This is a genomic window from Bradyrhizobium sp., from assembly GCF_016213215.1.
In the GTDB taxonomy this organism is placed as follows: Bacteria; Pseudomonadota; Alphaproteobacteria; order Rhizobiales; family Xanthobacteraceae; genus Bradyrhizobium.
In genome coordinates this window covers 1-21,475 of record NZ_JACRAW010000063.1, presented here as the reverse complement: position 1 = coordinate 21,475, position 21,475 = coordinate 1, and the positions used below count along the sequence as shown (strand labels likewise).

General features: G+C 63.9%; 26 protein-coding genes and 3 pseudogenes. 15 read left to right on the top strand and 14 right to left on the bottom strand.

What is annotated here, in order from left to right:
• The first annotated feature begins 90 nt into the window (after nucleotides 1–90).
• The 4 genes from HY852_RS11240 to HY852_RS11225 all read left to right on the top strand — a co-directional run bounded on the left by HY852_RS11240 (nucleotide 91) and on the right by HY852_RS11225 (nucleotide 3,220).
• Entirely contained in the window at nucleotides 91–831 is a 741-nt protein-coding gene (locus HY852_RS11240; RefSeq protein ID WP_291604730.1) for an MBL fold metallo-hydrolase, read from the top strand.
• Nucleotides 828–2,129, top strand: a complete 1,302-nt coding sequence (locus HY852_RS11235) for an MFS transporter (RefSeq protein ID WP_291604729.1) — start codon at nucleotides 828–830, stop codon at nucleotides 2,127–2,129. The genes HY852_RS11240 and HY852_RS11235 overlap by 4 nt, the downstream gene beginning before the upstream one ends.
• A gap of 150 nt (nucleotides 2,130–2,279) precedes the next feature.
• Entirely contained in the window at nucleotides 2,280–2,579 is a 300-nt protein-coding gene (locus tag HY852_RS11230) for a hypothetical protein (RefSeq protein ID WP_291604727.1), read from the top strand.
• Complete coding sequence (locus HY852_RS11225) at nucleotides 2,576–3,220, top strand: SagB/ThcOx family dehydrogenase (RefSeq protein ID WP_291604726.1); 645 nt, start codon at nucleotides 2,576–2,578, stop codon at nucleotides 3,218–3,220. The genes HY852_RS11230 and HY852_RS11225 overlap by 4 nt, the downstream gene beginning before the upstream one ends.
• A 25-nt stretch (nucleotides 3,221–3,245) precedes the next feature.
• On the opposite strand, the gene HY852_RS11220 is transcribed toward HY852_RS11225, so the two are convergent.
• Nucleotides 3,246–3,839, bottom strand: a complete 594-nt coding sequence (locus HY852_RS11220; protein WP_291604725.1) for a TetR/AcrR family transcriptional regulator — start codon at nucleotides 3,837–3,839, stop codon at nucleotides 3,246–3,248.
• A gap of 91 nt (nucleotides 3,840–3,930) precedes the next feature.
• On the opposite strand from HY852_RS11220, the gene HY852_RS11215 reads away from it, so the two are divergent.
• Nucleotides 3,931–4,725, top strand: a complete 795-nt coding sequence (locus HY852_RS11215) for a crotonase/enoyl-CoA hydratase family protein (protein WP_291604724.1) — start codon at nucleotides 3,931–3,933, stop codon at nucleotides 4,723–4,725.
• Nucleotides 4,726–4,736: 11 nt separating this feature from the next.
• Here HY852_RS11215 and HY852_RS11210 read toward each other — a convergent pair.
• The 5 genes and pseudogenes from HY852_RS11210 to HY852_RS11190 all read right to left on the bottom strand — a co-directional run.
• Nucleotides 4,737–4,997, bottom strand: a pseudogene (locus HY852_RS11210) (glutathione binding-like protein); the annotation flags it as partial.
• A gap of 214 nt (nucleotides 4,998–5,211) precedes the next feature.
• Complete coding sequence (locus HY852_RS11205) at nucleotides 5,212–5,919, bottom strand: glutathione binding-like protein (RefSeq protein WP_291604723.1); 708 nt, start codon at nucleotides 5,917–5,919, stop codon at nucleotides 5,212–5,214.
• 163 nt (nucleotides 5,920–6,082) lie between these two features.
• Complete coding sequence (locus HY852_RS11200; protein ID WP_291604722.1) at nucleotides 6,083–7,072, bottom strand: hypothetical protein; 990 nt, start codon at nucleotides 7,070–7,072, stop codon at nucleotides 6,083–6,085.
• Between the two features lie 102 nt (nucleotides 7,073–7,174).
• Nucleotides 7,175–7,359: pseudogene (locus tag HY852_RS11195) on the bottom strand (hypothetical protein).
• Nucleotides 7,356–8,135, bottom strand: a complete 780-nt coding sequence (locus HY852_RS11190; RefSeq protein WP_291604721.1) for a sulfite exporter TauE/SafE family protein — start codon at nucleotides 8,133–8,135, stop codon at nucleotides 7,356–7,358. The pseudogene HY852_RS11195 and the gene HY852_RS11190 overlap by 4 nt, the downstream one beginning before the upstream one ends.
• A 91-nt stretch (nucleotides 8,136–8,226) precedes the next feature.
• Here HY852_RS11190 and HY852_RS11185 point away from each other — a divergent pair, with 91 nt between their 5' ends.
• The 4 genes from HY852_RS11185 to HY852_RS11170 all read left to right on the top strand — a co-directional run bounded on the left by HY852_RS11185 (nucleotide 8,227) and on the right by HY852_RS11170 (nucleotide 12,846).
• Nucleotides 8,227–9,144 carry a LysR substrate-binding domain-containing protein gene (locus HY852_RS11185; RefSeq protein WP_291604720.1) on the top strand — a complete coding sequence of 306 codons (918 nt, stop codon included), beginning with the start codon at nucleotides 8,227–8,229 and terminating at the stop codon, nucleotides 9,142–9,144.
• 116 nt (nucleotides 9,145–9,260) lie between these two features.
• A complete protein-coding gene (locus HY852_RS11180; RefSeq protein WP_291604719.1) occupies nucleotides 9,261–9,464 on the top strand; it encodes a hypothetical protein in 204 nt (67 codons plus the stop codon).
• A 103-nt stretch (nucleotides 9,465–9,567) separates the two neighbouring features.
• Nucleotides 9,568–12,573, top strand: coding sequence for an excinuclease ABC subunit UvrB (uvrB, locus tag HY852_RS11175; RefSeq protein ID WP_291604718.1), 3,006 nt, complete (start codon nucleotides 9,568–9,570; stop codon nucleotides 12,571–12,573).
• Nucleotides 12,574–12,642: 69 nt separating this feature from the next.
• Nucleotides 12,643–12,846 (top strand): hypothetical protein, encoded by a 204-nt coding sequence (locus tag HY852_RS11170; RefSeq protein ID WP_291604716.1) that lies wholly within the window; start codon nucleotides 12,643–12,645, stop codon nucleotides 12,844–12,846.
• Between the two features lie 24 nt (nucleotides 12,847–12,870).
• Here the strand turns inward: HY852_RS11170 and HY852_RS11165 are convergent, their stop codons facing one another.
• On the bottom strand, nucleotides 12,871–13,254 hold the full coding sequence (locus tag HY852_RS11165; RefSeq protein ID WP_291604715.1) for a hypothetical protein: 384 nt from the start codon (nucleotides 13,252–13,254) through the stop codon (nucleotides 12,871–12,873).
• A gap of 155 nt (nucleotides 13,255–13,409) precedes the next feature.
• On the opposite strand from HY852_RS11165, the gene HY852_RS11160 reads away from it, so the two are divergent.
• The 5 genes from HY852_RS11160 to HY852_RS11140 all read left to right on the top strand — a co-directional run bounded on the left by HY852_RS11160 (nucleotide 13,410) and on the right by HY852_RS11140 (nucleotide 16,575).
• Nucleotides 13,410–14,006: a nuclear transport factor 2 family protein gene (locus HY852_RS11160; protein WP_367116359.1), complete on the top strand. Its 597-nt coding sequence runs from the start codon at nucleotides 13,410–13,412 to the stop codon at nucleotides 14,004–14,006.
• A 212-nt stretch (nucleotides 14,007–14,218) separates the two neighbouring features.
• Nucleotides 14,219–14,485: a hypothetical protein gene (locus HY852_RS11155; protein WP_291604714.1), complete on the top strand. Its 267-nt coding sequence runs from the start codon at nucleotides 14,219–14,221 to the stop codon at nucleotides 14,483–14,485.
• 140 nt (nucleotides 14,486–14,625) lie between these two features.
• A complete protein-coding gene (locus HY852_RS11150; protein WP_291604713.1) occupies nucleotides 14,626–15,531 on the top strand; it encodes a hypothetical protein in 906 nt (301 codons plus the stop codon).
• Between the two features lie 303 nt (nucleotides 15,532–15,834).
• Complete coding sequence (locus HY852_RS11145) at nucleotides 15,835–16,254, top strand: hypothetical protein (RefSeq protein ID WP_291604712.1); 420 nt, start codon at nucleotides 15,835–15,837, stop codon at nucleotides 16,252–16,254.
• Nucleotides 16,255–16,434: 180 nt separating this feature from the next.
• Nucleotides 16,435–16,575, top strand: a complete 141-nt coding sequence (locus HY852_RS11140) for a hypothetical protein (protein ID WP_291604710.1) — start codon at nucleotides 16,435–16,437, stop codon at nucleotides 16,573–16,575.
• Between the two features lie 56 nt (nucleotides 16,576–16,631).
• On the opposite strand, the gene HY852_RS11135 is transcribed toward HY852_RS11140, so the two are convergent.
• The 3 genes from HY852_RS11135 to HY852_RS11125 all read right to left on the bottom strand — a co-directional run bounded on the left by HY852_RS11135 (nucleotide 16,632) and on the right by HY852_RS11125 (nucleotide 17,921).
• Nucleotides 16,632–16,775 (bottom strand): hypothetical protein, encoded by a 144-nt coding sequence (locus HY852_RS11135; RefSeq protein ID WP_291604709.1) that lies wholly within the window; start codon nucleotides 16,773–16,775, stop codon nucleotides 16,632–16,634.
• A 211-nt stretch (nucleotides 16,776–16,986) separates the two neighbouring features.
• Complete coding sequence (locus HY852_RS11130; protein WP_291604708.1) at nucleotides 16,987–17,466, bottom strand: MaoC family dehydratase; 480 nt, start codon at nucleotides 17,464–17,466, stop codon at nucleotides 16,987–16,989.
• Nucleotides 17,466–17,921 carry a MaoC family dehydratase gene (locus HY852_RS11125; protein WP_291604707.1) on the bottom strand — a complete coding sequence of 152 codons (456 nt, stop codon included), beginning with the start codon at nucleotides 17,919–17,921 and terminating at the stop codon, nucleotides 17,466–17,468. The genes HY852_RS11130 and HY852_RS11125 overlap by 1 nt, the downstream gene beginning before the upstream one ends.
• 159 nt (nucleotides 17,922–18,080) lie before the next feature.
• Here HY852_RS11125 and HY852_RS11120 point away from each other — a divergent pair, with 159 nt between their 5' ends.
• Nucleotides 18,081–18,374 (top strand): DUF4282 domain-containing protein, encoded by a 294-nt coding sequence (locus HY852_RS11120; RefSeq protein ID WP_291604705.1) that lies wholly within the window; start codon nucleotides 18,081–18,083, stop codon nucleotides 18,372–18,374.
• Between the two features lie 128 nt (nucleotides 18,375–18,502).
• On the opposite strand, the gene ychF is transcribed toward HY852_RS11120, so the two are convergent.
• From ychF to HY852_RS11100, 4 genes and pseudogenes are all read right to left on the bottom strand, one after another.
• Nucleotides 18,503–19,600 (bottom strand): redox-regulated ATPase YchF, encoded by a 1,098-nt coding sequence (gene ychF, locus HY852_RS11115; protein WP_291604704.1) that lies wholly within the window; start codon nucleotides 19,598–19,600, stop codon nucleotides 18,503–18,505.
• A 124-nt stretch (nucleotides 19,601–19,724) separates the two neighbouring features.
• Entirely contained in the window at nucleotides 19,725–20,336 is a 612-nt protein-coding gene (pth, locus tag HY852_RS11110) for an aminoacyl-tRNA hydrolase (RefSeq protein ID WP_291604703.1), read from the bottom strand.
• A 60-nt stretch (nucleotides 20,337–20,396) separates the two neighbouring features.
• Nucleotides 20,397–21,128, bottom strand: coding sequence for a 50S ribosomal protein L25/general stress protein Ctc (locus tag HY852_RS11105; protein WP_291604702.1), 732 nt, complete (start codon nucleotides 21,126–21,128; stop codon nucleotides 20,397–20,399).
• A 218-nt stretch (nucleotides 21,129–21,346) separates the two neighbouring features.
• Nucleotides 21,347–21,475: pseudogene (locus HY852_RS11100) on the bottom strand (IS481 family transposase); the annotation flags it as partial.

The following is a 21,475-nucleotide window of genomic DNA, read 5'->3' as shown; positions in this document are numbered from 1 at the left end:
GTGAAAACCTCGCTATATCATTCAAGCGAATACTTGAATGATATAGCTGCCCGTGTCAAGGTTGCCCGCAAGAGCCAGGGAGCGCCCCCAATGATCTTGCGTCAGTTTCTCCATACGGATCCTGTCGGGGCATCGTATTTTCTGGCTTGCGCCGGCCACGCCGCCGCCGCGGTTGTCGATCCGGTCGGCGACATCCGGCCGTATCGGGAGTTGGCCGAGGCCACCCACACCCGCATTCGATATGTCATCGATACTCACCTCCATGCCGATCACCGATCGGCGGGTCGTGAGCTCGCTGCCGCCACCGGCGCGGATTACGTGCTGTTTGCCGGAGCCAAGGTGGCGTTTCCGTTCCGCGGCGCCCGCGACGGCGAAGTGCTCGATCTCGGCAACGTATCGATCCAGGTGCTGCACACGCCGGGTCATACGCCCGAGCACATTTCGCTGCTCGTTACCGATCGCACGCGGGGCGACGAACCCTGGTTCGTGCTGACGGGTCATACGCTGATGGTCGGTGATCTCGGCCGGACCGAGCTTGCCACCAGCGCCGAGGACGGCGCACGCGATCTGTTCCGCAGCGTGCAGAGACTGAAAGCGCTGCCGGACTATCTGGAAGTTTTGCCGGGGGCGTACTCGGGCTCGGTGTGCGGGCGCAGCCTGAGCGGGAAGCCGACGTCGACGATCGGGTTCGAGAAGCGCCAGAACAAGGCCTTTCGTATCGATGATGAGGCCGCGTTCATCCGCGCCATGATCGTCGATATTCCACCGCCCCCGCCCGAAGCCGCGCGGCTTCGCGCCGCCAATTCCGGGATGATGGCAGCGGCAGAGTGAGCGTGCCCGATTCGTCGACCGCGCCAGGTAGCGGCGGAATCAGCCTTGGCCTGCGCGCCAACTGGCCACAATTCGCGTTGCTGGTGCTGATCAACGCCTTTGTCGGCGGCATGGTCGGAATCGAACGCACGGTCGTGCCGCTGATCGGCGCCGAGGAATTCCATCTGGCTTCGACCACACTGGTCGTTTCCTTCATCGTCAGTTTCGGCGTGGTGAAGGCATGCGCGAATCTGGTCTCCGGGCATCTCGCTGACGTGTGGGGCCGCAAGCGTGTGCTGATCCTTGGCTGGTTTGTCGGCTTGCCAGTACCGTTCATGATCATGTGGGCGCCGAGTTGGGAATGGGTGATCGCCGCCAATGCCCTGCTCGGCATCAACCAGGGATTTGCCTGGTCGATGACGGTGATCATGAAGGTGGACCTGGTGGGGCCCAAGTCGCGCGGTCTCGCGGTGGGGCTTAACGAATTTGCGGGCTATCTTGCGGTTGGCGCGACAGCCTTCCTGACCGGCTATCTTGCGGGTCAGTATGGTCTGCGGCCCGTACCGATCTATCTTGGCCTCGCCTATGCCGCGCTGGGCACGGCGCTTTCGATCCTGCTGGTCCGGGATACCCGCGATCATGTCCGCCTGGAAATCGGCAACGCGCCACAAGCTGTCCCTGCGGTCGGCTTCTGGGAGATCTTCACGCTTACGTCCTTTCGCGACCGAAACCTGTTTGCGGCGTCGCAGGCCGGACTCGTCAACAATCTCAACGACGGCATGAGCTGGGGTATCTTCCCATTGTTCTTTGCCACTTTCGGACTGGGGGTGGAGCGCATCGGCATCCTGAAAGCCGTGTATCCCGCAACATGGGGCATCCTTCAGGTCGCAACGGGTCCTTTGAGCGACCGCTGGGGCCGCAAGGGCCTTATCGTCGCTGGCATGTGGGTGCAGGCGGCCGGGCTGTTGTTGACCGCATTTACCTCCACCTTCTCCTTTTGGCTTGCCGGCAGCCTGCTGCTCGGGATCGGCACCGCGATGGTCTATCCGAGCCTGATCGCTGCGGTCTCCGACGCATCGCATCCGACCTGGCGCGCTCGCTCGCTGAGCGTCTATCGCTTTTGGCGCGATCTCGGCTACGCGATCGGCGCATTGTCCGCCGGACTCATAGCCGATCTCTTGGGAATGTCGGCAGCGATTGCAATCATCGGCGCGCTGACATTTGCATCGGGCGCCGTCGTGGCGCTGCTGATGCATGAGCGTCCGGCCGGTCCTGCCGGCGCCCAGGGCGCACCGACCACCACCACCTTGAATTCTTGAGAGAACGCGTGCGGCTGAAAAACCAGTCGTGAACCATACGAGTCTGCCGCTTCCAACTTTCCCTCCGGCATTTGACCTAGAGCAACACGCTTCTTTCGACTTTGCGCCTTCATCACACGTTCGCTGGTGCTGCGCTGCGAGGAGGCAGTCATGTTCGTGGTCCGTCTCAAACGGCTCAATGAGGATTTCGACCTCAAGGCTTTTCGAACCAGGAAGGCCGCATTGGCCCGTTTCCGAACCGCCCAAAGCCTGATGATCGACGGCGACCTCGAGGATTGCGAATTGTTCGAGGCGAATGCCGCCGACCCCGAGCAGGCGATGGAGATGGTGAATCAGGGTCATGCCACACTGGTCGAAGCCAACCTGGAAGATCCCAGGCCGCAGCCTCCGGTGCGAAACGCCCGGCAGGGCAAGTCGTCCGGCAAGACTAAGAAGAGACGGACGCGATGAGCACGCTGACAAAGCTGGCGCTCGGCGCCATGGGCCGCCTTCGGCCGAAACCGGCCAAGGGCGACGCGACGCCGAAGATCGCCCTGCCCGCTCCGGAAAAGACCGGCGGCATTGCGCTGATGGAAGCCATCGCCAGGCGCTGCTCGATGCGCGAATTCGCCAAGACCGAGTTGCCGCCGCAGATGCTGTCCAATCTCTTGTGGGCGGCGAACGGCATCAACCGCCCCGACGGCGGGCACACGGCGCCGTCGGCGATGCAAGCCTATGAGATCGACATCTACGTCGCGCTGCCGTCGGGCGCCTATCTGTACGATGCCGCTGGGAACGCGCTGCAGCTGGTTGCGGGCAGCGACATCAGGCGCATCACCGGCTACCAGGATTTCGTCGACGATGCCCCGCTCGACCTTGTCTACATCGCCGACCACGGCCGCATGGCACTGATTCCGGTGGGGAGCCGCGAGAGTTTTGCTTCCGCCGCAGCCGGCGCGATCGCGCAGAACGTCTATCTGTTCGCGGCAAGCTCCGGCCTCGCCACGGTGATCCGCGCCTGGATCGATCGCGAGGCGATCGCGGAAGCACTCGGACTCAGTCACGACCGGCAGGTGCTGCTGTCGCAGACCGTGGGGTTTCCGAAGGGGTGAGCGGCCAGGACGGGGCCACTCGCCGCTACCGCCGCGCCACACGACCTCGCAGGGCGCCATCGACCAGCGAACGAGCGGCTTCCCCCGCCGTCTCCATGTAGGACGGATCCCGATGCAGCAACACGACGGCGAAGGACCCGTCAAGCAACAGCAGGATCTGGCGAGACAATTGCGATGCGTCCGCAATGCCGGCCTGTTCGAAAACCTCGCGTAACCAGGCATCGAACTTCTTCTTGTGCGCGGCGCCGATCTTGATCGCGGGGTGGCCCGGCATGTTCGCCAATTCGGCCGAGGTACGCAGGAAGCCGCACCCTTTCCATTTCGGATGGCGCGCCGAGCGAGCGAGGTTGCGAAAGATCTGTTCGACCTTGGCCGGCAATGCTCCGTCGGCCTCCTCGAACCATTTCCTGAACAGCGCCAGATTGGGCTGATCCCGGCCGGCAAGATAGGCCGCCACGAGATCGTCCTTGCTTCTGAAATGGTAGTAGAGCGTCCGCTTGGTGACGCCGGCCTTCGCCGCGACCGCATCAAGACTGACGCCACGGATGCCGTCGCCGTAGAAGAGCTTGTTTGCCGCCGAAACAATGCGTTCGCGCGTCGATGTCGCGGAGCGAGCCATGGGTCCGGATGTATACCGACCAGTGAATATACTTCAAGATCCTTGTCGCCTAGGGCTGGCAGCACCTACCGACGCCACCTTGGAGACAAAGATGTCAGATCCCGTTCTGCTGGAAATCGACGGCGGCATTGCGCTCGTCACCCTCAATCGCCCGGACCAGCTCAATGCGCTGAGCTATGAGCTCATCGATCGTCTGATGGCGGTGCTGGACTTCATAGAGACGGAAGCCGAGGCACGCGTCGTGATCCTGACCGGGGCAGGCGAACGGGCATTCTCCGCCGGGGCCGACATTCATCAGTTCGCAAAGAGCGTGGAGCGCGGGGGTAATGCCGCCATTCGCGATTTCGTCAGCCGCGGACAGGCGATGACCTCGCGCCTGGAAGCATTCCGCAAGCCGATCATCGCGGCGGTGAACGGCCTCGCATTCGGCGGCGGCTGCGAGATCACCGAGGCGGTCCATCTCGCAATCGCCAGCAAGCGGGCAACGTTTGCAAAATCCGAGATCAAGCTCGGGATGCCGCCGACGTTCGGCGGAACGCAGCGGCTGCCGCGCCTCGCCGGGCGCAAGCGCGCGCTCGAACTGCTACTGACCGGCTCGCCCGTCCCGGCAGAACGCGCCCTGGAAATCGGGCTCGTCAACATGGTCGTTCCGCATCAGCAGCTTTCAGCGGCCGCGCGCGAACTGGCGGGACGCATCATGGTTCACTCGGAGCTCGCGCTCGGCAGCATCATCACCGCGGTCACGCGCGGATTGAACATGAGTATCGGCGAAGGGCTCCAGGTCGAAAGCGAGCAGTTCGCAGCCCTGGTGCCGACCAGCGATCTTCGCCGTGGGCTGGCGGCCTGGATCGACGCGCGACGCCCTGGAGGTGACGGCGATACGTAGTCGCCGCGGCGCTACACCGGATACCCCGGCAACTTGCGCGCCATGCCGTCGAAGGCGTCGAGCAGCTTTTCACGCCATCTATAGATCGGGTCGTCGGCCTCTAGCAGTTTGAACGGACTGACCACGCGCGCCCACTGGAAGCCGCCGAACACGATGTAGTCGGCGTAGTTCGGGGCCTCGGCGCCGAGGAACGCCTGCATTTTCAGCGTCTGCCGCAGCGGCTCGAGCGACTTGCGAAAGCCTGCGACAGTCGCGTCGCGTCCGGCCATGATACAGAAGCGCCATTGCGAGGAGCGGAAGCGACGAAGCAATCCCGACCGCTTCCGCGGAAAGATTCTGGATTGCTTCGCTTGCGCTCGCAATGACGAACCTCACCAGCCATCATGCCCCGCGAAGGCGGGGCATCCAGCGCGGCAGCGGTCGTGGGAAACTCCGCTGCCCAGTGTTCACTGGATCATCCGCTTTGACGGATGATGACCGCGAAGTTTACCTCACCACCGCGGCGGTTTGTCCGAACAGCAGCTTGCGCTCTTCCTCGGTGCGGATCGCGGGCTGGCCGAAGTTCGGATTGACCTCCTTGGCCAGCGCATAGGCGCGCATCGTGGCGGGCCGTGCGCGGATTGTCTCCAGCCAGCGCTTCAGGTGCGGGAAGTCGTCGATGTTCTGGCCCTGGTTCTGGTACGGCACGACCCAGGGATAGCAGGCCATGTCCGCGATCGAATATTCGCCGCCGATGAACTCGCGATCGGAAAGGCGCTTGTTGAGCACGCCGTAGAGCCGGTTGGTCTCATTGACATAGCGGTCGATGGCGTAGGGAATCTTCTCGGGCGCATAGTTGCGGAAGTGATGGTTCTGGCCGGCCATGGGACCTAAGCCCGCCATCTGCCAGAACGTCCACTGGATCACGTCGTAGCGGCCATAGATGTCGGCAGGGAGAAACTTGCCGGTCTTCTCGGCGAGATAAAGCAGGATGGCGCCGGATTCAAAGATCGATAGCGGCAGGCCGCCGCCCTTCGGTTCGTGATCGACGATGGCGGGAATGCGGTTGTTCGGCGCAACAGCCAGGAATTCCGGCTTGAACTGGTCGCCCTTGCCGATGTTGACCGGGATGATCTTGTATTTGAGCCCGGCTTCCTCGAGGAACATCGTGAGCTTGTGGCCGTTCGGCGTCGTCCAATAGTGCAGGTCGATCATGGGGCGTTCCTCGGAGGGCTTTGCTGGCAGCAATCGCAAAAAGATGCGACTGCATGAAGTTTCACCCGAGCGCCCCGTGCGAGTCAATGGCGGAGGAATTCGAGCGCGCGAAAGTGATCGGCGGTCGAAGGCCCAGTATGCGGCGCCTGCAATGCTGTCGCGCTTACGGCGCGCGCGTCACCGTGATGGTCTTGTTCTCTGTCTTCTGCAGATTCTGGCCGAGCGCCCTCACCGTGGTGACGGATTTCTCGCTGATCTTGCGCGTGATGCCGTCCTCGACCTCGAACACCGCGCGCTGATCCAGCGAGAGCGTCATCGCCTTGACGATCTCTTCGACCTGCGCCGGAGTCGCGCCACCGCCGGCCGTCGCAAGCAACTTCTTGCTCATCGACTGGGTGAACTCCTTGAGCGAATCGACGTCATAGGACGTGGTGTGGACATAGACCCGCTTCCCGGAAGCCGCATCGGCTTGCGTCAGCTCCAGCGTCATGTTCGATTTCAGCGGGCCTCCACCGAGCGGATTCTCGACGACGTTCGCCGAGCGCCTGGCCTCGCCGGGCTTCATTCCCGTCGCCTGGGCCTTGGCGAGCACCGGCATTTCGTCGACAAAGGTGGTCGCGGCCTTTTCGGCATCGACGTCGATCATTCCGGCAAATACCTGGCTGAGCATCGCGAAGACCTGGGGCTTGTCCTTGACCGGCGCGGTTATCTTTTCGGCCATGCTGCGCAGCGCCGTCTTGGCTTCATCCAGGTTGTCGATGCGGATCGGCTTGCCGGAACGATCGGTGGTGGCCCGGATCGGCACGTTCTCCAGCGCCTGGATCGCGGTACGCATCAACGCCACCGCCGGCGCATTGCCTTCGACCGTGGTCTTGCGACGGACGTAGGAGATGCGGAACCCATCCGACGTCTTCTCGTCAACGGTCACCTCGGCGCGTGATGTTACGACGGTGTTGCGGTTGCCGTCGGGCCGGGTTTCACGGCTGTCAGCTTCGCTTTCGATGATCCATCGGCTGCCGACCGGCGGATTGAACGGTCGCTCGGGTGCATCAGCGGCAAGGCCGCGGGCGCCGTTCAGACACAACGCGACGACAAGGGCGGCGCCAAAGGCAAGGCCAAGGCGCCGAAATGCAAGGAAGCTCGGTGATGTCATGTAGTCCTCCGGGCCTTGGTGGCTGCCCGGAGCATGCAGGTTCAAACCGGACGGGCATCAATACACCCGGCCGTGCTCGGGGCAGTTTTTCGCCGTCTTCGGTTACCGCAGGCCGATTCGGGGGATCGTTTCGCGGGTGACATAGCCGCGCTCGGCCGCGTCCTCCCAGATCGTCAGCCTCGGGCACGAGGTCTTTCAGGTCGCGATCGCCTACCAATATAGGCGCGCGGCTCGCGCGCGATCCATTCGACGAAATCGAGCACCAGGGGATCTGCTGCAGCCGTCATTGCATGCCCCCATGGTCAAACGCGGCCATCACCGGGGCGCGGACCAGCAGCCAGCTGCCATGGAGGATGTAGTAGCTCGCGATGGTTGTGATCAGCCGGCCCGCCCAGACGCGATATTGATGGTCGCTCATCCCTTCCAGGATGCGCCGCGCCAGCGTCGTGCCGAGCATGGAAGCGGCAACAGCGACCGCGGCCACTACCGGATCGAGGGTTGCGGCCTGCTCGATGATGCCGCCGAAATAGATCAGCTTGGTGAAATGGCTTGCGACCTGGCAGGCGGCCTTGGTCGCCACGATCTCGCGGCGGTCGAACCTGGCGCCGAGGAAGAAGGTGTCCATCAACGGGCCGGACACGCCGGTCATCAGCATCAACCCCATGCACACGGAGCCGTAGAAGGTGCCCTGCCAGATGCTGTCGGGGTTGGGTTTGAGGCCTTTTGGCGTGAGCCGTGCCATGAAAGGCGTGACGCCGAGCAGAAGCAGGGCGACCGGCTTGTCCGGCACGTAGCGCGCGAGCGACCACACCGCGAGCGCCAGCGCGCAGCCGATCAGGTAGACCGCAACCGGCCGCCAACGGATGTGGGCGCGCCACAGCAGGGCGCGCCAGCCGTTGGAGGCCATCTGCGTGATGGCGTGCAGCACCATCGCGGTCGGCAGCGGCATCAAGGCCAGAAGCACGCCGATCAGGATCAGCCCACCCGCCATGCCGAACAGGCCGGACAGGAACGCGGTCGCGACCATCAACATTCCGAGCGCGGCGATCATCAGCGGCGTCATGCGGTCCTCCCTCACCTATTCGTGCCTTGCTTGTGGCCGCGGCGCAAACTGAGTTATCTTGGCCTGCATCAGTTTTCCTGAGGGTAGGACCTTGCGGCGGCTGCTCTTTCTCAACGGGATCAAGGCATTCGAAGCCGCGGCGCGCACCGGCAGCTTTGCCGCGGCCGGCCTCGAGCTCAACGTGTCGGCGGCGGCCGTGAGCCGCATGGTGCACATCCTGGAAGAGCGCCTCGGCATTGCGCTGTTCGAGCGCAAGGCCAACCGGCTGGCGCTGACGGCACCCGGGCGCGCCTATCAGAGCGGGCTGACGCCGATCTTCGACGCGCTGGCGAGCCTCACCGCCCAAGTGACGGCGCCGTCCAGCATGCGGGTGCTCACGATCGGCGTCGGCCCGACCTTCGCGATGCGCTGGCTGATTCCGCGACTGTCGGAATTTCGCGCCGAGGAGCCCGACATCGACGTGCGCTTCACCACGGGAGGCGCGGCGGTGCCGTTCGGCGAGGACTGGAGCTGCGGCATCAAGCTCGGCACCGGGGAGTGGCCGGGGCTGGTGGCGGAGCCGCTGTTCGCCGGCGACCTGCTGCCGGTGTGCGTGCCGCGACTGGCCGCGGGGCTGAAGCGGCCAGCCGACCTGAAGGGACCGAGCCTGCTCCGGGTCGCCCATTCCCCCGATGACTGGCCGATCTGGCTGAAAGCCGCCGGCCTCGCCCGGGTCACGGCGCGCGGCCCCGAGTTCCAGTTCTACGGTCAGGCGCTGCAGGCCGCTGTCGACGGGCTAGGCGTTGCCATGGGCATTCGCCCCTATATCGACGACGATCTTGCCGCCGGTCGCCTCGTGGCGCCGTTTGCCCTCAGCGTTCCCAAGGGCATGCGCTGGTATCTCGTCTATCGCAGCTTCCAGACCGAGCAGCGCGACTTCGCCGCGTTCCGGCGCTGGATCATGCGCGCGGCGGCGGCCGGTCCCGCCGCGCCGGCCAGGCGAGGCGGTAGGTCAACGGCACGCGTTTAAACCGACGCGCTCTTCCGCGGCGTCATGCTGCGCAAAAATGCGCAGCCTGTGAACCGCTTCACATTCGATCCGCCGAAAATGTGGTCTCCTCGCAGCTCGACAACCGGGGACTTTCAATGACCGACCACTACGACTGCTTTGCCATCGATTCTTTCGAAGCCGAAGGCGCGTTCGGCGCGCGCATCCGGCGCGCCGGCTTCAGCCTCGTCGCTCTCGACGGCGTATTGTTTCCCGCCCTCGAAACCGGCTCGGCCTGGCCCAGCCCTGAGGCCGCAATTGCGGATGCCAGGCAGCGGATCGATGACTTCAGGCGGCGATAGCCAGCCGCCTGCTGCCAGCTGATGCCAGCTGAGCCGGCATCGCGCGGCCGGCGGCTTTTCCTGCGCTCTTTCATGTGTGTCGGACTCGTCCCATATTGCCGGGATGGCGAAGAAACCCGACACTCCGAAAAAGCCAGGCAAGTCTCCCAAGTCGAAGGCGCATCGCCCCGACGTGCAGCCGATCGGCCCGGCGCTGGCCGAATTGCTCAATCCCGCCATCAACCGCGGCGAAAGCGGCATCGGCTCATCCACCGGATTGCAGCCGCCGCCGGACAATTCGCGGGATCGCCGCGGCGGCGAGGCCGCGGTGCATCGGGCACGCGCCTCGACGCCGAAGGATTTCCTGCAAGACTCACAGCCACTGGCGGGGCACACATCGGACACGGTGTCCCGCGGCTCACCTCGCTCCCCGCCCCTCCCTTACAACGGGGAAGGGAGCACAGAGGCGCGAGCGGCAGGTGGTTTGGACGAGGCGCCACAGGCCAATTATGGCACCGCCGCCACCGTACCGTTCCTCGATCCGGAGTTGGCGCGGCAACTCGGCCTGCCGACCGCGGAGGATGACGAGGAGGCGCTGGCGCGACCGCCGCGCAGCAGGACCGAGGCGCTCGGTGTCGCCGCGACGGCCGAAGCGCTGGAGCGCCTGATCCGAGAAGGTCGTCCGGAATTCCGCAAGGACGACGGCACCATCAAGGTGTGGACGCCGCACCGGCCGCCGCGTCCGGAGAAGTCCGAAGGCGGCGTGCAATTTCAGATCAAGTCCGAGTATCAGCCCAAGGGCGACCAGCCCCAGGCGATCGCCGAACTGGTCGAAGGCATCAACCGCAACGACCGCACGCAGGTGCTGCTCGGCGTCACCGGATCGGGCAAGACCTACACCATGGCCAAGGTGATCGAGGCGACGCAGCGCCCCGCCCTTATCCTGGCGCCGAACAAGACGCTGGCGGCGCAGCTCTACGGCGAGTTCCGGAGCTTCTTCCCCGACAACGCGGTGGAGTACTTCGTCTCCTACTACGACTACTACCAGCCCGAAGCCTACGTGCCGCGCACCGACACCTATATCGAGAAGGACTCCTCGATCAACGAGCAGATCGACCGCATGCGCCATGCGGCGACGCGCGCCCTGCTCGAACGCGACGACGTCATCATCGTCGCCTCGGTGTCGTGCATCTACGGTATCGGCTCGGTCGAGACCTACACCGCGATGACCTTCGCCCTGAAGAAGGGCGAGCGCATCGACCAGCGGCAGCTCATCGCCGACCTCGTCGCCCTCCAGTACAAGCGCACCTCGGGCGACTTCGCCCGCGGCACCTTCCGCGTCCGCGGCGACGTCATCGATATCTTCCCCGCGCACTACGAGGACCGCGCCTGGCGCGTGAACCTGTTCGGCGACGTCGTCGAGAATATCGAGGAGTTCGATCCGCTCACCGGCCACAAGCAGGACGATCTGGAGTTCATCAAGGTCTACGCCAATTCGCACTACGTGACGCCGCGGCCGACGCTGGTGCAGGCGATCAAGGCGATCAAGGTCGAACTGAAGCAGCGGCTCGACCAGCTCTACAACCAGGGACGCCTTCTCGAGGCACAGCGGCTGGAGCAGCGCACCACCTTCGACCTCGAGATGATGGAAGCGACGGGAAGCTGCGCCGGCATCGAGAACTACTCGCGCTATCTCACCGGCCGCCGTCCCGGCGAGCCGCCGCCGACGCTGTTCGAATACGTGCCCGACGACGCCTTGGTGTTCGCTGACGAAAGCCACGTCACCATCCCGCAGATCGGCGCCATGTTCCGCGGCGACTTCCGCCGCAAGGCAACGCTCGCCGAATACGGCTTCCGCCTGCCCTCCTGCATGGACAACCGACCCCTGCGCTTCGAGGAATGGGACATGATGCGGCCGCAGACGGTCGCGGTGTCGGCCACTCCCAGCGGCTGGGAATTGAACGAAAGTGGCGGCGTGTTCGTCGAGCAGGTGATCCGCCCGACCGGCTTGATTGATCCGCCCGTGGACATCCGGCCCGCCCGCACCCAGGTCGACGACCTCGTCGGCGAAGTACGCGCCACCGCCGCCGCCGGCTATCGTTCGCTGGTCACGGTGCTGACGAAGCGCATGGCGGAGGATCTCACCGAATATTTGCACGAGCAGGGCATCCGCGTGCGCTACATGCATTCGGACATCGACACCATCGAGCGCATCGAGATCATCCGCGACCTTCGCCTGGGTGCGTTCGACGCGCTGGTCGGCATCAACCTGTTGCGCGAGGGCCTCGACATTCCCGAATGCGCGCTGGTCGCGATCCTGGATGCCGACAAGGAAGGTTTCCTGCGCAGCGAGACCTCGCTGATCCAGACCATCGGCCGCGCCGCGCGCAACGTCGACGGCAAGGTGGTGCTCTATGCCGACACGATTACCGGCTCGATGGAGCGCGCGATCGCCGAGACCAATCGCCGCCGCGAAAAGCAGGTGGAGTACAACAAGGCCAACGGCATCACGCCGGAGAGCGTCAAGAAATCGATCGGCGACATCCTCAACTCCGTCTACGAGCGCGACCACGTACTGGTCGAGGTCGGCGACGCTGCGGGCGCCGGCTGGTCGGAGGACGTCATCTCGATCGGGCACAATTTCGAAGCTGTGCTGGCCGACCTCGAGACGCGGATGCGCGAGGCCGCCGCCGATCTCAATTTCGAGGAAGCCGCGCGCCTGCGCGACGAGGTCAAGCGCCTGCGCGCCACCGAGCTCGCGGTGGTCGACGATCCCACGGCCAAGCAGCGTTCGGTGCAGACCAAAGCTGGCGCCTATGCCGGCACCAAGAAATATGGCGAGGCGGCGAATTTGCCGGTGAGCGCCATGAAGAAGCGCGGCGTCTCTTCGGCCATGAAGGCCAGCGGCAGCTCCGGGTCAAAGGTCCACAAGCCTCATCTCGACGAGATGCACGGTCCGGAATCCCTGCCCTACCGCCCCGATCGCGCACCCCCCCGCAAGTCGCCATTCGGCGAGGCGAGCAAGATCTTCCAGCCGACCGACTCGCGCCAATCCGGCCCCGAGTTCGGCCCCGCCCCGCGCTCGACCGGCGGCACGCCGGGTCGAAGAGGCGGGTGGAAGAAGAGGTAGAAAAGCTGGCAGCTCAGTCGAGTGCCGCTACGCTGGTGTCACGAAACTCGGGCTCCAAGAAACTTACGCGTGACGGTGAAAGCCGGGGAGGTTTTCGAGATCGCGATGTTTGCGCATGACGCCCTCCATTGGTTCAAAAGCGGCCCGTTGCCGCGCGGCGTAGCTATCACAGCATTCGTCATTCCGGAAGCCGCGCAGCGGCTGTCCGGAATCCATACTCCCTGTCGTGGTTATTTGATTCCGGGCTCGCCCCTTCGCTGCGCCCCGGAATGACGGCGGTGGAAGATCGCCGCGATCTCACCCCACGCTCGCCACTCCCACCGCCAGCACAGACAGCATCAGCACGATCGCAACCAGTTGCAGCGAGGCGATGGGTTGCGTGCGCCATTGCGTGATCTTGTCAGAGAGTGACAGGCGCAAGTCGAAGAACAGCGGCTCGTAAACGGTCTTGAAGAGGTTTGGAAACTTCGGCCCTAGCAAGCCCGCGAGCAGCGCGTGACACAGCGAGGCAAAGCTGACGAAGATGGCGACACCGGGATCGCCGACCAGATCGTGGCTGCCGGCGAGCTTGAGCAGCAGGACGGCGGCAGCGAAGGTTGGTAAACTCTGGAAGATCGTGGTCAGCGCAAATCCCTCGAGCTGGTTCTGCACGCGGGATCTTCGAGCAATGGTGGCGTTCATGGCGCGGCTCCGGTGACGACACGTGCGAAGCTAGCCGCATGAGGATGCCTATGATGTGAGATGGATCACGCCCCGCTGTGGCGCCGGAGCAAGCAGCGCTGATTTTTGATCGAACGCAACGGCGTCCCGGGCGAATCACATGAGATCAGAGTGCGTTGGCTCTCACCGATCGCGCAGCTGCACATGATTTTATTTCGCAAAATAAAAACAATCTGTGGTTGTCATACCTTTTCCCGATTGAAGGGAATCGCGGTTGCACGATACCGTGTCGGTGGGCCGGCCAACCAACTCATGTGGGAGTGGCAGACATGGTCGAGCATTTGAACCGTCGACGCGCCTTGAACCTCCTCAACGCGCTGTCCGCCCGCGATATCGGGGGCGCGCTCGAATGCTGCACCGAAGACGTCGATTTTCTCTCCCATGCCCCAATCGACGTCCTGCCCCATATGGGTCCTCGCCATGGCAAGGCCGAACTGAAAGACCTGTGGCAGACCGTGATGTCGCGCTATTCAGAGCTGCGCTACGAGATTCCGCTGATCGTGGCCGACGACGCCCAAGTGGCGGCCTATCTTCGCGCGTTCTTCCGCAAGCGCAGCAATAGCCGGATCGTGCAATTCGATATGGCCGTCTTCCTTGCTTTTCGCGACGGCCGGATCGCGCAGATCCGGGAGGTCATCGATTCCTACGACCTGGTCCAGCAGGTCATCGAGCGCGACATCGGTCCGCTGATCATGGGAAGACGGCCAGACTGAGTCTAAAGCGCGATGGGATTAGATTGAATTGCCATCGCGCTTTAGGACTTTGATTGAGCATGAGCTTTCGGAAAACCGGTCCCCACTTTTCCGGATCATGCTGCAGCGGCGAACCGCAACAAGGCCTGCCGGAATCGGCCGTGGCGATGAACCTGAGCGCCCGTGGCGAAGACTGATATCGGCATCGTACGCGCCCGTCGCGGTAGGAACCCATGAAGATTGCCTTGGTCGCCTTGTTGGGACTGTTTCTCGGCGCGCTGGGCGGAGCAGCCCTTGGCGTGGGCGCCGGTCTTGCCTGGGTCGAAATGTTCACAACCTCGAGTTTCGAAAGCCATAGCGGCATGCTGGTATTCTTCACCTTCATGCCGCTCGGCGCCGCCATCGGCGGCGTCGGTGGCGCGCTGCTGTTCGCGGTGATCGCGATCCACGACGCGGAGATCGCCATCGAGCGGGATCCGATGCGACGCCGGCAGAGCTGAACCGGCGTCCCGGGGCCACAGTCATGTCAAGCCGGCACTCAGCCTTGCGCAACCTGTGCTGACGGACACGTGAATCTGCCCGCCACAATTTTGCGCCGATGTCTATCGCATTGTTCCCCATCTGGGCTTCGGGCAGGCAAATGAAATTCAGCAACGGATATCGCTGGGCACGGCTGTCGACTGTCGCGGCGGCGCTCGTGCTGGCGTCAGTGGTAACGGCGGCCGCGCAGAACGTGCCTGCCGGCGAGCCGCAAGAAGCCGACACCGAATCTCCCGCCACCGAGTCCAATGACGCCGATGTGCTGAAGGACGTCGATGTGGACAAGCTCGACTGGAGCCAGGTCAACATCGACAGTTCGACATTCGCCGACGGCTTGAGTCCAAAAGCGAAACGAGCCCAGCGCGCCGCCGCCGGCAGCGAGACTGACTGGTCGTCCAGCACCAGGCCGGACGGTGCGTCGGCCGTCACCGTCAAGCAGTCGGTGTCGCCGTTCTGGGACACGCGGATCGGAGCCGACCTGACGGTCGCGCGCGAGCCAACCACGATGTCGGAATATCTGGCGCAAAAAGTCACCAACGGCGGCAACGTGCCGCAATCTTCGGGCACCGCATGGGCGACCATGACGGCGCCGGGCGCCGCCTCGATCTGGGACAAGACCGCGCTCGAAGCCCGCGTCGACCCGGCACAGGACCAGAGCAGGCTCGGCACCGCGCTCACCAAGTCGGTGCCGCTCTCCGAGCAATACTCGCTCACGCTGCAGAACGGCTACAACCTCACCCAGCAGGGCGGAGTGCCCTTGCCGGGGCTGCCGGGACATACGGTGCGAAGCTACGACACCGATCAATCGGCAAAGGTCAGCATCACCAGCACGGGCACGAGCTTCATCGCCGGCCAGAGCCTGTCGAGCACCGACGACAAATGGCTGCGCAAGTTCGGCGCCGAGCAGAAGCTGCTCGACGGCGTCACCATTGCCGGCTCGGTGGGTGAAACCGCGCAGGGCTCGACCAACAAGAGCGTCACGGCCGGATTCAAGCGCAGCTGGTGAGCTGTCCCTTCCGCTTCAGCTCTATCCCTCGCCCTGAGGAGCTTGCGCGAGCAAGCGTCTCGAAGGGCGCGGCCCCGCAGCAGCCGGGTCCCATGGTTCGAGACGGCGCTGACGCGCCTCCTCACCATGAGGATCAAGATCCCCTAAACATCGAATCATCTCGCCACGGCATTACCGTAGAATGGTCGATGATTGCCGCATCTCGGCCCAGATGCAGTCAAAATCCGACCTCCTGATACCTCTCGCCTACAACAGCTTCGTCGTGCGGGGACACCGCTCACGCGAAACAAGGAGCAGCAGCCGATGAACGTTCTTCGTTCGGAAAAGATTGAATCAGCCGCAATCGAGGCGGAACCCAACCACGCCGCGGTCTCGGAAGTCGAGGCGGGTATCCGCGAATTCGTCCGCAACGACGTCTCCTATCTGCGGCGGCCGATGTCGGCGAACGGCAGCGAGCCCGCGCTCGATCCGAACGCCGAAGCGACCGTCACCAACGTCAATTCGCTGATCCAGCGCGTTGCCGGGACCTCGCTTGCGGAGATCGAGAACCTGATCTCGGAACTGGAAACCCTGCGCGACCTGCTTCATGCAGAAGGCCAGCGCGTCCAGCGTGAGATCTCCGGCTACGCCCAGCTCAGCCAGGCCGCGATGAAGTCGACGCGCATGATCGCCGACAATGTCGCGCAATGGAAACGTGCCGCCGACGGCCTGCGCAACAGCTGACGCGCTTCGTTCCGTCCGTTGATGAACCGCCGCCTCCGGTCGGGAGAGCGGCGGTTCTGCTTCGGGGCGGCCACTGCTGTCCGCGAAACTGCGAATCGATTTGAACTTAACCTGTTCCCGTTACGACCAAGAGCGGGTGCGCTAAGCGCCCTTGTACGCGTCACGTTTCGGGGACAGTTCATGAGGCAGAGCATTCGGCCGGAAAATACGGATCCAATTCCGCTGCGCACCGCGCCGCCGCGAATGGGCACGATGATGATTCGTTTCGCCGGGTTGCTGCTCGTCGCCGTCGTCGTTCTGATGCTGCTGTGGAGCCGCTGACCGCGCGGCTGCCCTTGGCGCGATGCCAGGACTGAGATGACGGCTGATAGATAATTCTACCGGACGACGGCGGACGCGGTCTCGAGCGACAAGGCCCCGTCGGCATAGCCCTTCACCACCATGCCGGTGACCAGCATGACCGCCAGCGTCACGGAGGCGAAGATAACGCCTACCAGTTTAAGGCTGCTGCGATCTGCCATGATTCTCGCCCCTCGTCCTCTGCCTTCGTTAAAATAGACGGCGACAGGTTCATATTTGGTTAGCAAATGAAGGATTTCGGCGAACTCCCGCCGAAGGCGGGATACCGAATTAATTCGATAAGCGTCCGCCTTATTGCAGGTGAAGAAACCGCAGTCCATTGCACGCAGGCAACACTCGATCGCTTCTTCGCTTTCGCCGCTACCGCTGCCCTCAGCTGCCCTGTTGCAGCGGCACGAAGGCGGTAGCCAGGAAGGAAAACACTACCTCCCCGCGCTGGTTGGTGCCGACGTTGCGGGCCTGCAGGATGCCCCAGCCCGGCCGCGAATCCGACGTCCGCTTCGATACGACCTCGTTGGCATAGGCAATGGTGTCGCCGGCCAGCACCGGTTTGATCCAGCGCAGGTCGCGAAAGCCCGGCGAGGGCCCCCAGACCGCGACCTCTTCGCCGCGCGCTTCCGCTTCGTCGGCAAGGCAGTCGCGGTCGGTGACCAGGAGCTTCATGCACACCGAAGCGATATGCCAGCCGGAAGCAGCCAGCCCGCCGAACAGCGACTTGCGGCCTTCCTCCTCGTCGAGGTGAAAGCGCTGCGGATCGAATTGCGCGGCAAATTTCTTGATCGCGTCGGCGGTAAAAGTAAACGAACCGATCTCGCGCCGCTGGCCGACCTCAATATCCTCGAAGAAACGCATCAGTCCCGTCCCGTTTCCCGGCGCTTGACGATGATGGGCGAAACCATCTCGCACAGCACCTGCCCCGCCGCGTTGCGCGCCACCACCTTGAAGGTGACTATCCCGGTCTCGGGCCGGCTCCTGGACACCCGCGCCTCGGTGACGTCAACATCGATCGTCACGTCGTCCCCCGGCCGCAGCGGTGACAGCCAGCGCAGTTCGTTGACGCCCGGCGAGCCCAGGGAAGCGGTGCGGCCGATAAAGCCGTCGAACATCATTCGCATGGTCAGCGAGCAGAGATGCCAGCCCGAACCGGACAGGCCCTTGAGCATGGTCTGCCTGGCAGCCTCCTCGTCGAGGTGCATCGGCTGGGGATCGAATTCGGCGGCAAAGGCCAGGATCTCGTCACGCGTGACGTGGCACGGACCGTAGGTGCCTAAACGGCCCGGTGGAAAATCTTCAAAGGTCAGGGTCATCTTGAGGATAGCTGGTGGGAAGGTCAGATTGTGGCCGCACTTTGAGGCAATCTCAACCCGCGCGCCCGCATGGCTCGTGCTACATTGACGAGCAGCGGACCGCAATCTGCGCCGCGCCATATTGTCGCGACCGACGTTCGGAATTGCCGGGGGAGCACGATGTTCGATTTCCGCGATCTCTTTCAATGGGACCGCTTCATCACGCCGACGATCATCAAGACCTGCTATGGGCTGGCGATCGCGCTGATCTGCCTGTTCGGGATTTCCGGCATCTTCTCCGGCCTGGCAGCGATGGCGGTGAGCCCGTTCGGCGGGTTCATCGTGCTGTTGTCCTCGATCGCGGGCGTCGTCGTCGGCATCATCTTTGCGCGCATCGCGGCTGAGTTCATCCTGATCGTCTTCCGCATCAACGAGCACCTCGGCGCCATCCGCGACCAAAGCGGGACGCGGTAAGGACGAACGTAGGGTGGGTTAGCGAAGCGTAACCCACCACTTTTCTCGCCGCGGCAGGTGGGTTACGCCTTCGGCTAACCCACCCTACGGATCTTAGCTCCTCGCAACGACAGCGAGGGCGTCTGCGCTCAGGTATTAAACCTGAAATGCATCACGTCGCCGTCGGCGACGACGTAGTCCTTGCCTTCCAGCCGCAGCTTGCCGTTGTCGCGCGCGCCCGCCTCGCCGCCATAAGTGACATAGTCATCAAAGGCGATGGTCTCGGCGCGAATAAAACCCTTCTCGAAATCGGTATGGATGACGCCCGCCGCCTGCGGCGCCTTGGTGCCGCGGGTAATGGTCCAGGCGCGCGCTTCCTTGGGTCCAATCGTGAAGTAGGTGATGAGGTCGAGCAGCTTGTAGCCGGCGCGAATCAGCCGGTCCAGCCCGGCCTCTTCCAGGCCCAGCGTTTGCAGAAAGTCCGCGCGCTCCTCGCGCGACAGGGTCGCAATCTCAGATTCGATCTTGGCCGAGATCACCACGGCCACCGCCCCTTCCTCAGCGGCGCGCTGCTCGACCTGCCTGGAGAAGCTGTTGCCGGTCGCGGCCGAGCCCTCCTCGACATTGCAGACATAAAGCACCGGTTTCGAACTCAGCAGCCCGAGCATGGAGAAGGCTCGCTCCTCCTCGGCCTTGCGTTCGACCAGGCGCGCAGGCCGGCCTTCGCGCAGCAGCGCCAGCGTGCGATTGACGAGGTCCAGCTGCTCCTTGGCGTCCTTGTCGTTGCCCTTGGCCTTCTTGGCGAGGTTATCGACGCGCTTCTCCAGGCTGTCGAGATCGGCGAGCATCAGCTCGGTCTCGATGGTCTCGATGTCGGCGATCGGGGCAATCTTGCCCTCGACATGGGTGATGTCGGAATCCTCGAAGCAACGCACCACATGCGCGATGGCATCGACCTCGCGGATGTTGGCGAGGAACTGGTTGCCGAGGCCTTCGCCCTTGGAAGCGCCGCGCACGAGACCGGCGATGTCGACGAAAGTCAAACGCGTCGGGATGATCTGTCCCGACTTGGCGATTGCGGCGAGCGTCTCCAGCCGCGGATCGGGCACCGCGACCTCGCCGACATTCGGCTCGATGGTGCAGAATGGATAGTTCGCCGCCTGCGCCGCCGCCGTCTCGGTCAGCGCGTTGAACAGCGTCGACTTGCCGACATTGGGCAATCCGACGATACCGCATTTGAATCCCATCGTGCCTTCCTGTTTCCGTCTACCTCATGGCCGGGCTTGACCCGGCCATCCACGCCCTGCTTTCCCGGCCGCACGCGGACGCCCGGGACAAGCCCCGGGCATGACGGGGAAGTCGCGGAGTGCGCTAGTTCTGCGGCTCTCCGGCCTCGCCCTTGTTTAAAAATCCCTTGCCCTGCAACACCAGGTGCACCTTGTTCTGGAAGGTCGAATCCTTCCCGCTCGCAAGGAGCCCGGCGTTGTCGGCCATCGCTTCGCAGAGCGCGGTCACCCAGGCCGCATCCTCCTTGACGAAGTCGGACAAAACGTAACTGTGTACCAGCTCCTTCACCCCGGGATGACCGATCCCGAGCCGCACCCGGCGATACTCGTTGCCGATGTGAGCGGAGATCGAGCGCAGCCCGTTGTGGCCGGCGATGCCGCCACCAACCTTCACCCGGAGCTTGGCCGGCGGCAGCTCGAGCTCGTCGTGAAACACCGTGACGTCGCCGGACGAAAGCTTGAAGAAGTTCACGGCTTCCTGCACTGCCCGGCCGGACTCGTTCATGTAGGTCGTGGGCTTGAGCAGAATCACGCGTTCGCCGTCAAGCACCCCTTCCGACGTCTCGCCCTGAAAGCGGCGGCGCCACGGTGAGAAACCATGACGTCGCGCGATTTCGTCGACGGCCATGAAGCCGATGTTGTGCCGGTTGCGGGTGTATTTCGCGCCGGGATTGCCGAGGCCAACAAAGAGTCGCATGAGGCGGCATCCCGCGGCTTGAGGTTGCCGCAAGAAGCGGCAACCTTCGGGGCACGAGCCTTACTTCTTCTTCTCGCCGGCAGGAGCCTTGGCGCCGGCGGCCGGAGCCGCGGCACCGGCCGCAGGGGCAGCCACGCCACCTGCCGCGGGAGCCGCAGCCGCGGGCGCAGCGCCCGGGGCAGCCGCGCCGGCAGCAGCGGCCGCCGCCGCTTTCTGCTCTTCGGCGTAGCCGGACGGCGGCACGATGGTGACCAGCGTCACGTCCTCGCGCACGAGCGGCTTCACGCCCTTCGGCAGGTTGATGTCGGACAAATGCAGCGAGTGGCTGATTTCCAGCACGCCAACGTCCGCCTCGAGGAACTGCGGAATGTTGTCGACCGAGCATTCCAGGTCGATGGTGTGGGTGACGATGTTGACCGTCCCGCCGCGCTTCACGCCCGGCGAAACTTCCGCCTTGACGACATGCAGTGGCACGCTGACGCGGATGGTGGCGCCTTTACCGAGCCGCATGAAGTCGACATGGACCGGGAAATCGCGCACCGGATCGAGGTGGAAGTCGCGCGGAATCACGCGGTGCTTCTTGCCGTCGAGTTCGACGTCGAGCAGCGTCGTGAGAAAGCGGCCGGCGAGGATGCGCTGACGCAGTTCGCGATCATTGACCGAAATGGTCATCGGGGGCTGGTTGTCTCCGTAGATCACGGCCGGTACTCGGCCGGCGCGACGCTCTGCCCGGGCGGCCCCCTTGCCGCTCTTCGGACGCGCAGTCGCCTTCAATTCCATGACGGTCGCCATTGCGTAAGTCCTTGTTTTCGAAAAAGTTTATGGGCCGCGAGGCGGCCCATGGCTCATCCGCAGCAAGCCTCCAGGGGTGCGGGGGCCGCAGACGTCGCGGCGTTCTAACCGCAAAGTCCGGAAATGACAAGGAAATGAGCGGATTTTTTGCAGGTTAGGGCAATTCCCAGCCCCGGCATTCCGGTTCGATGCGGCCCCTCGAAACCCGGAATCACGAGCTAGTTGTGGAGCCTCAGGAGGTTGTTCCCGGCCAGACCGAGTCTGCTGATCGGTGGCTTTGATCCGATACTGCCATGAGGGCGATGCCAGTTGTAGCGGTGAAGCCATCTTGGCAGCTCGGTGGCGCG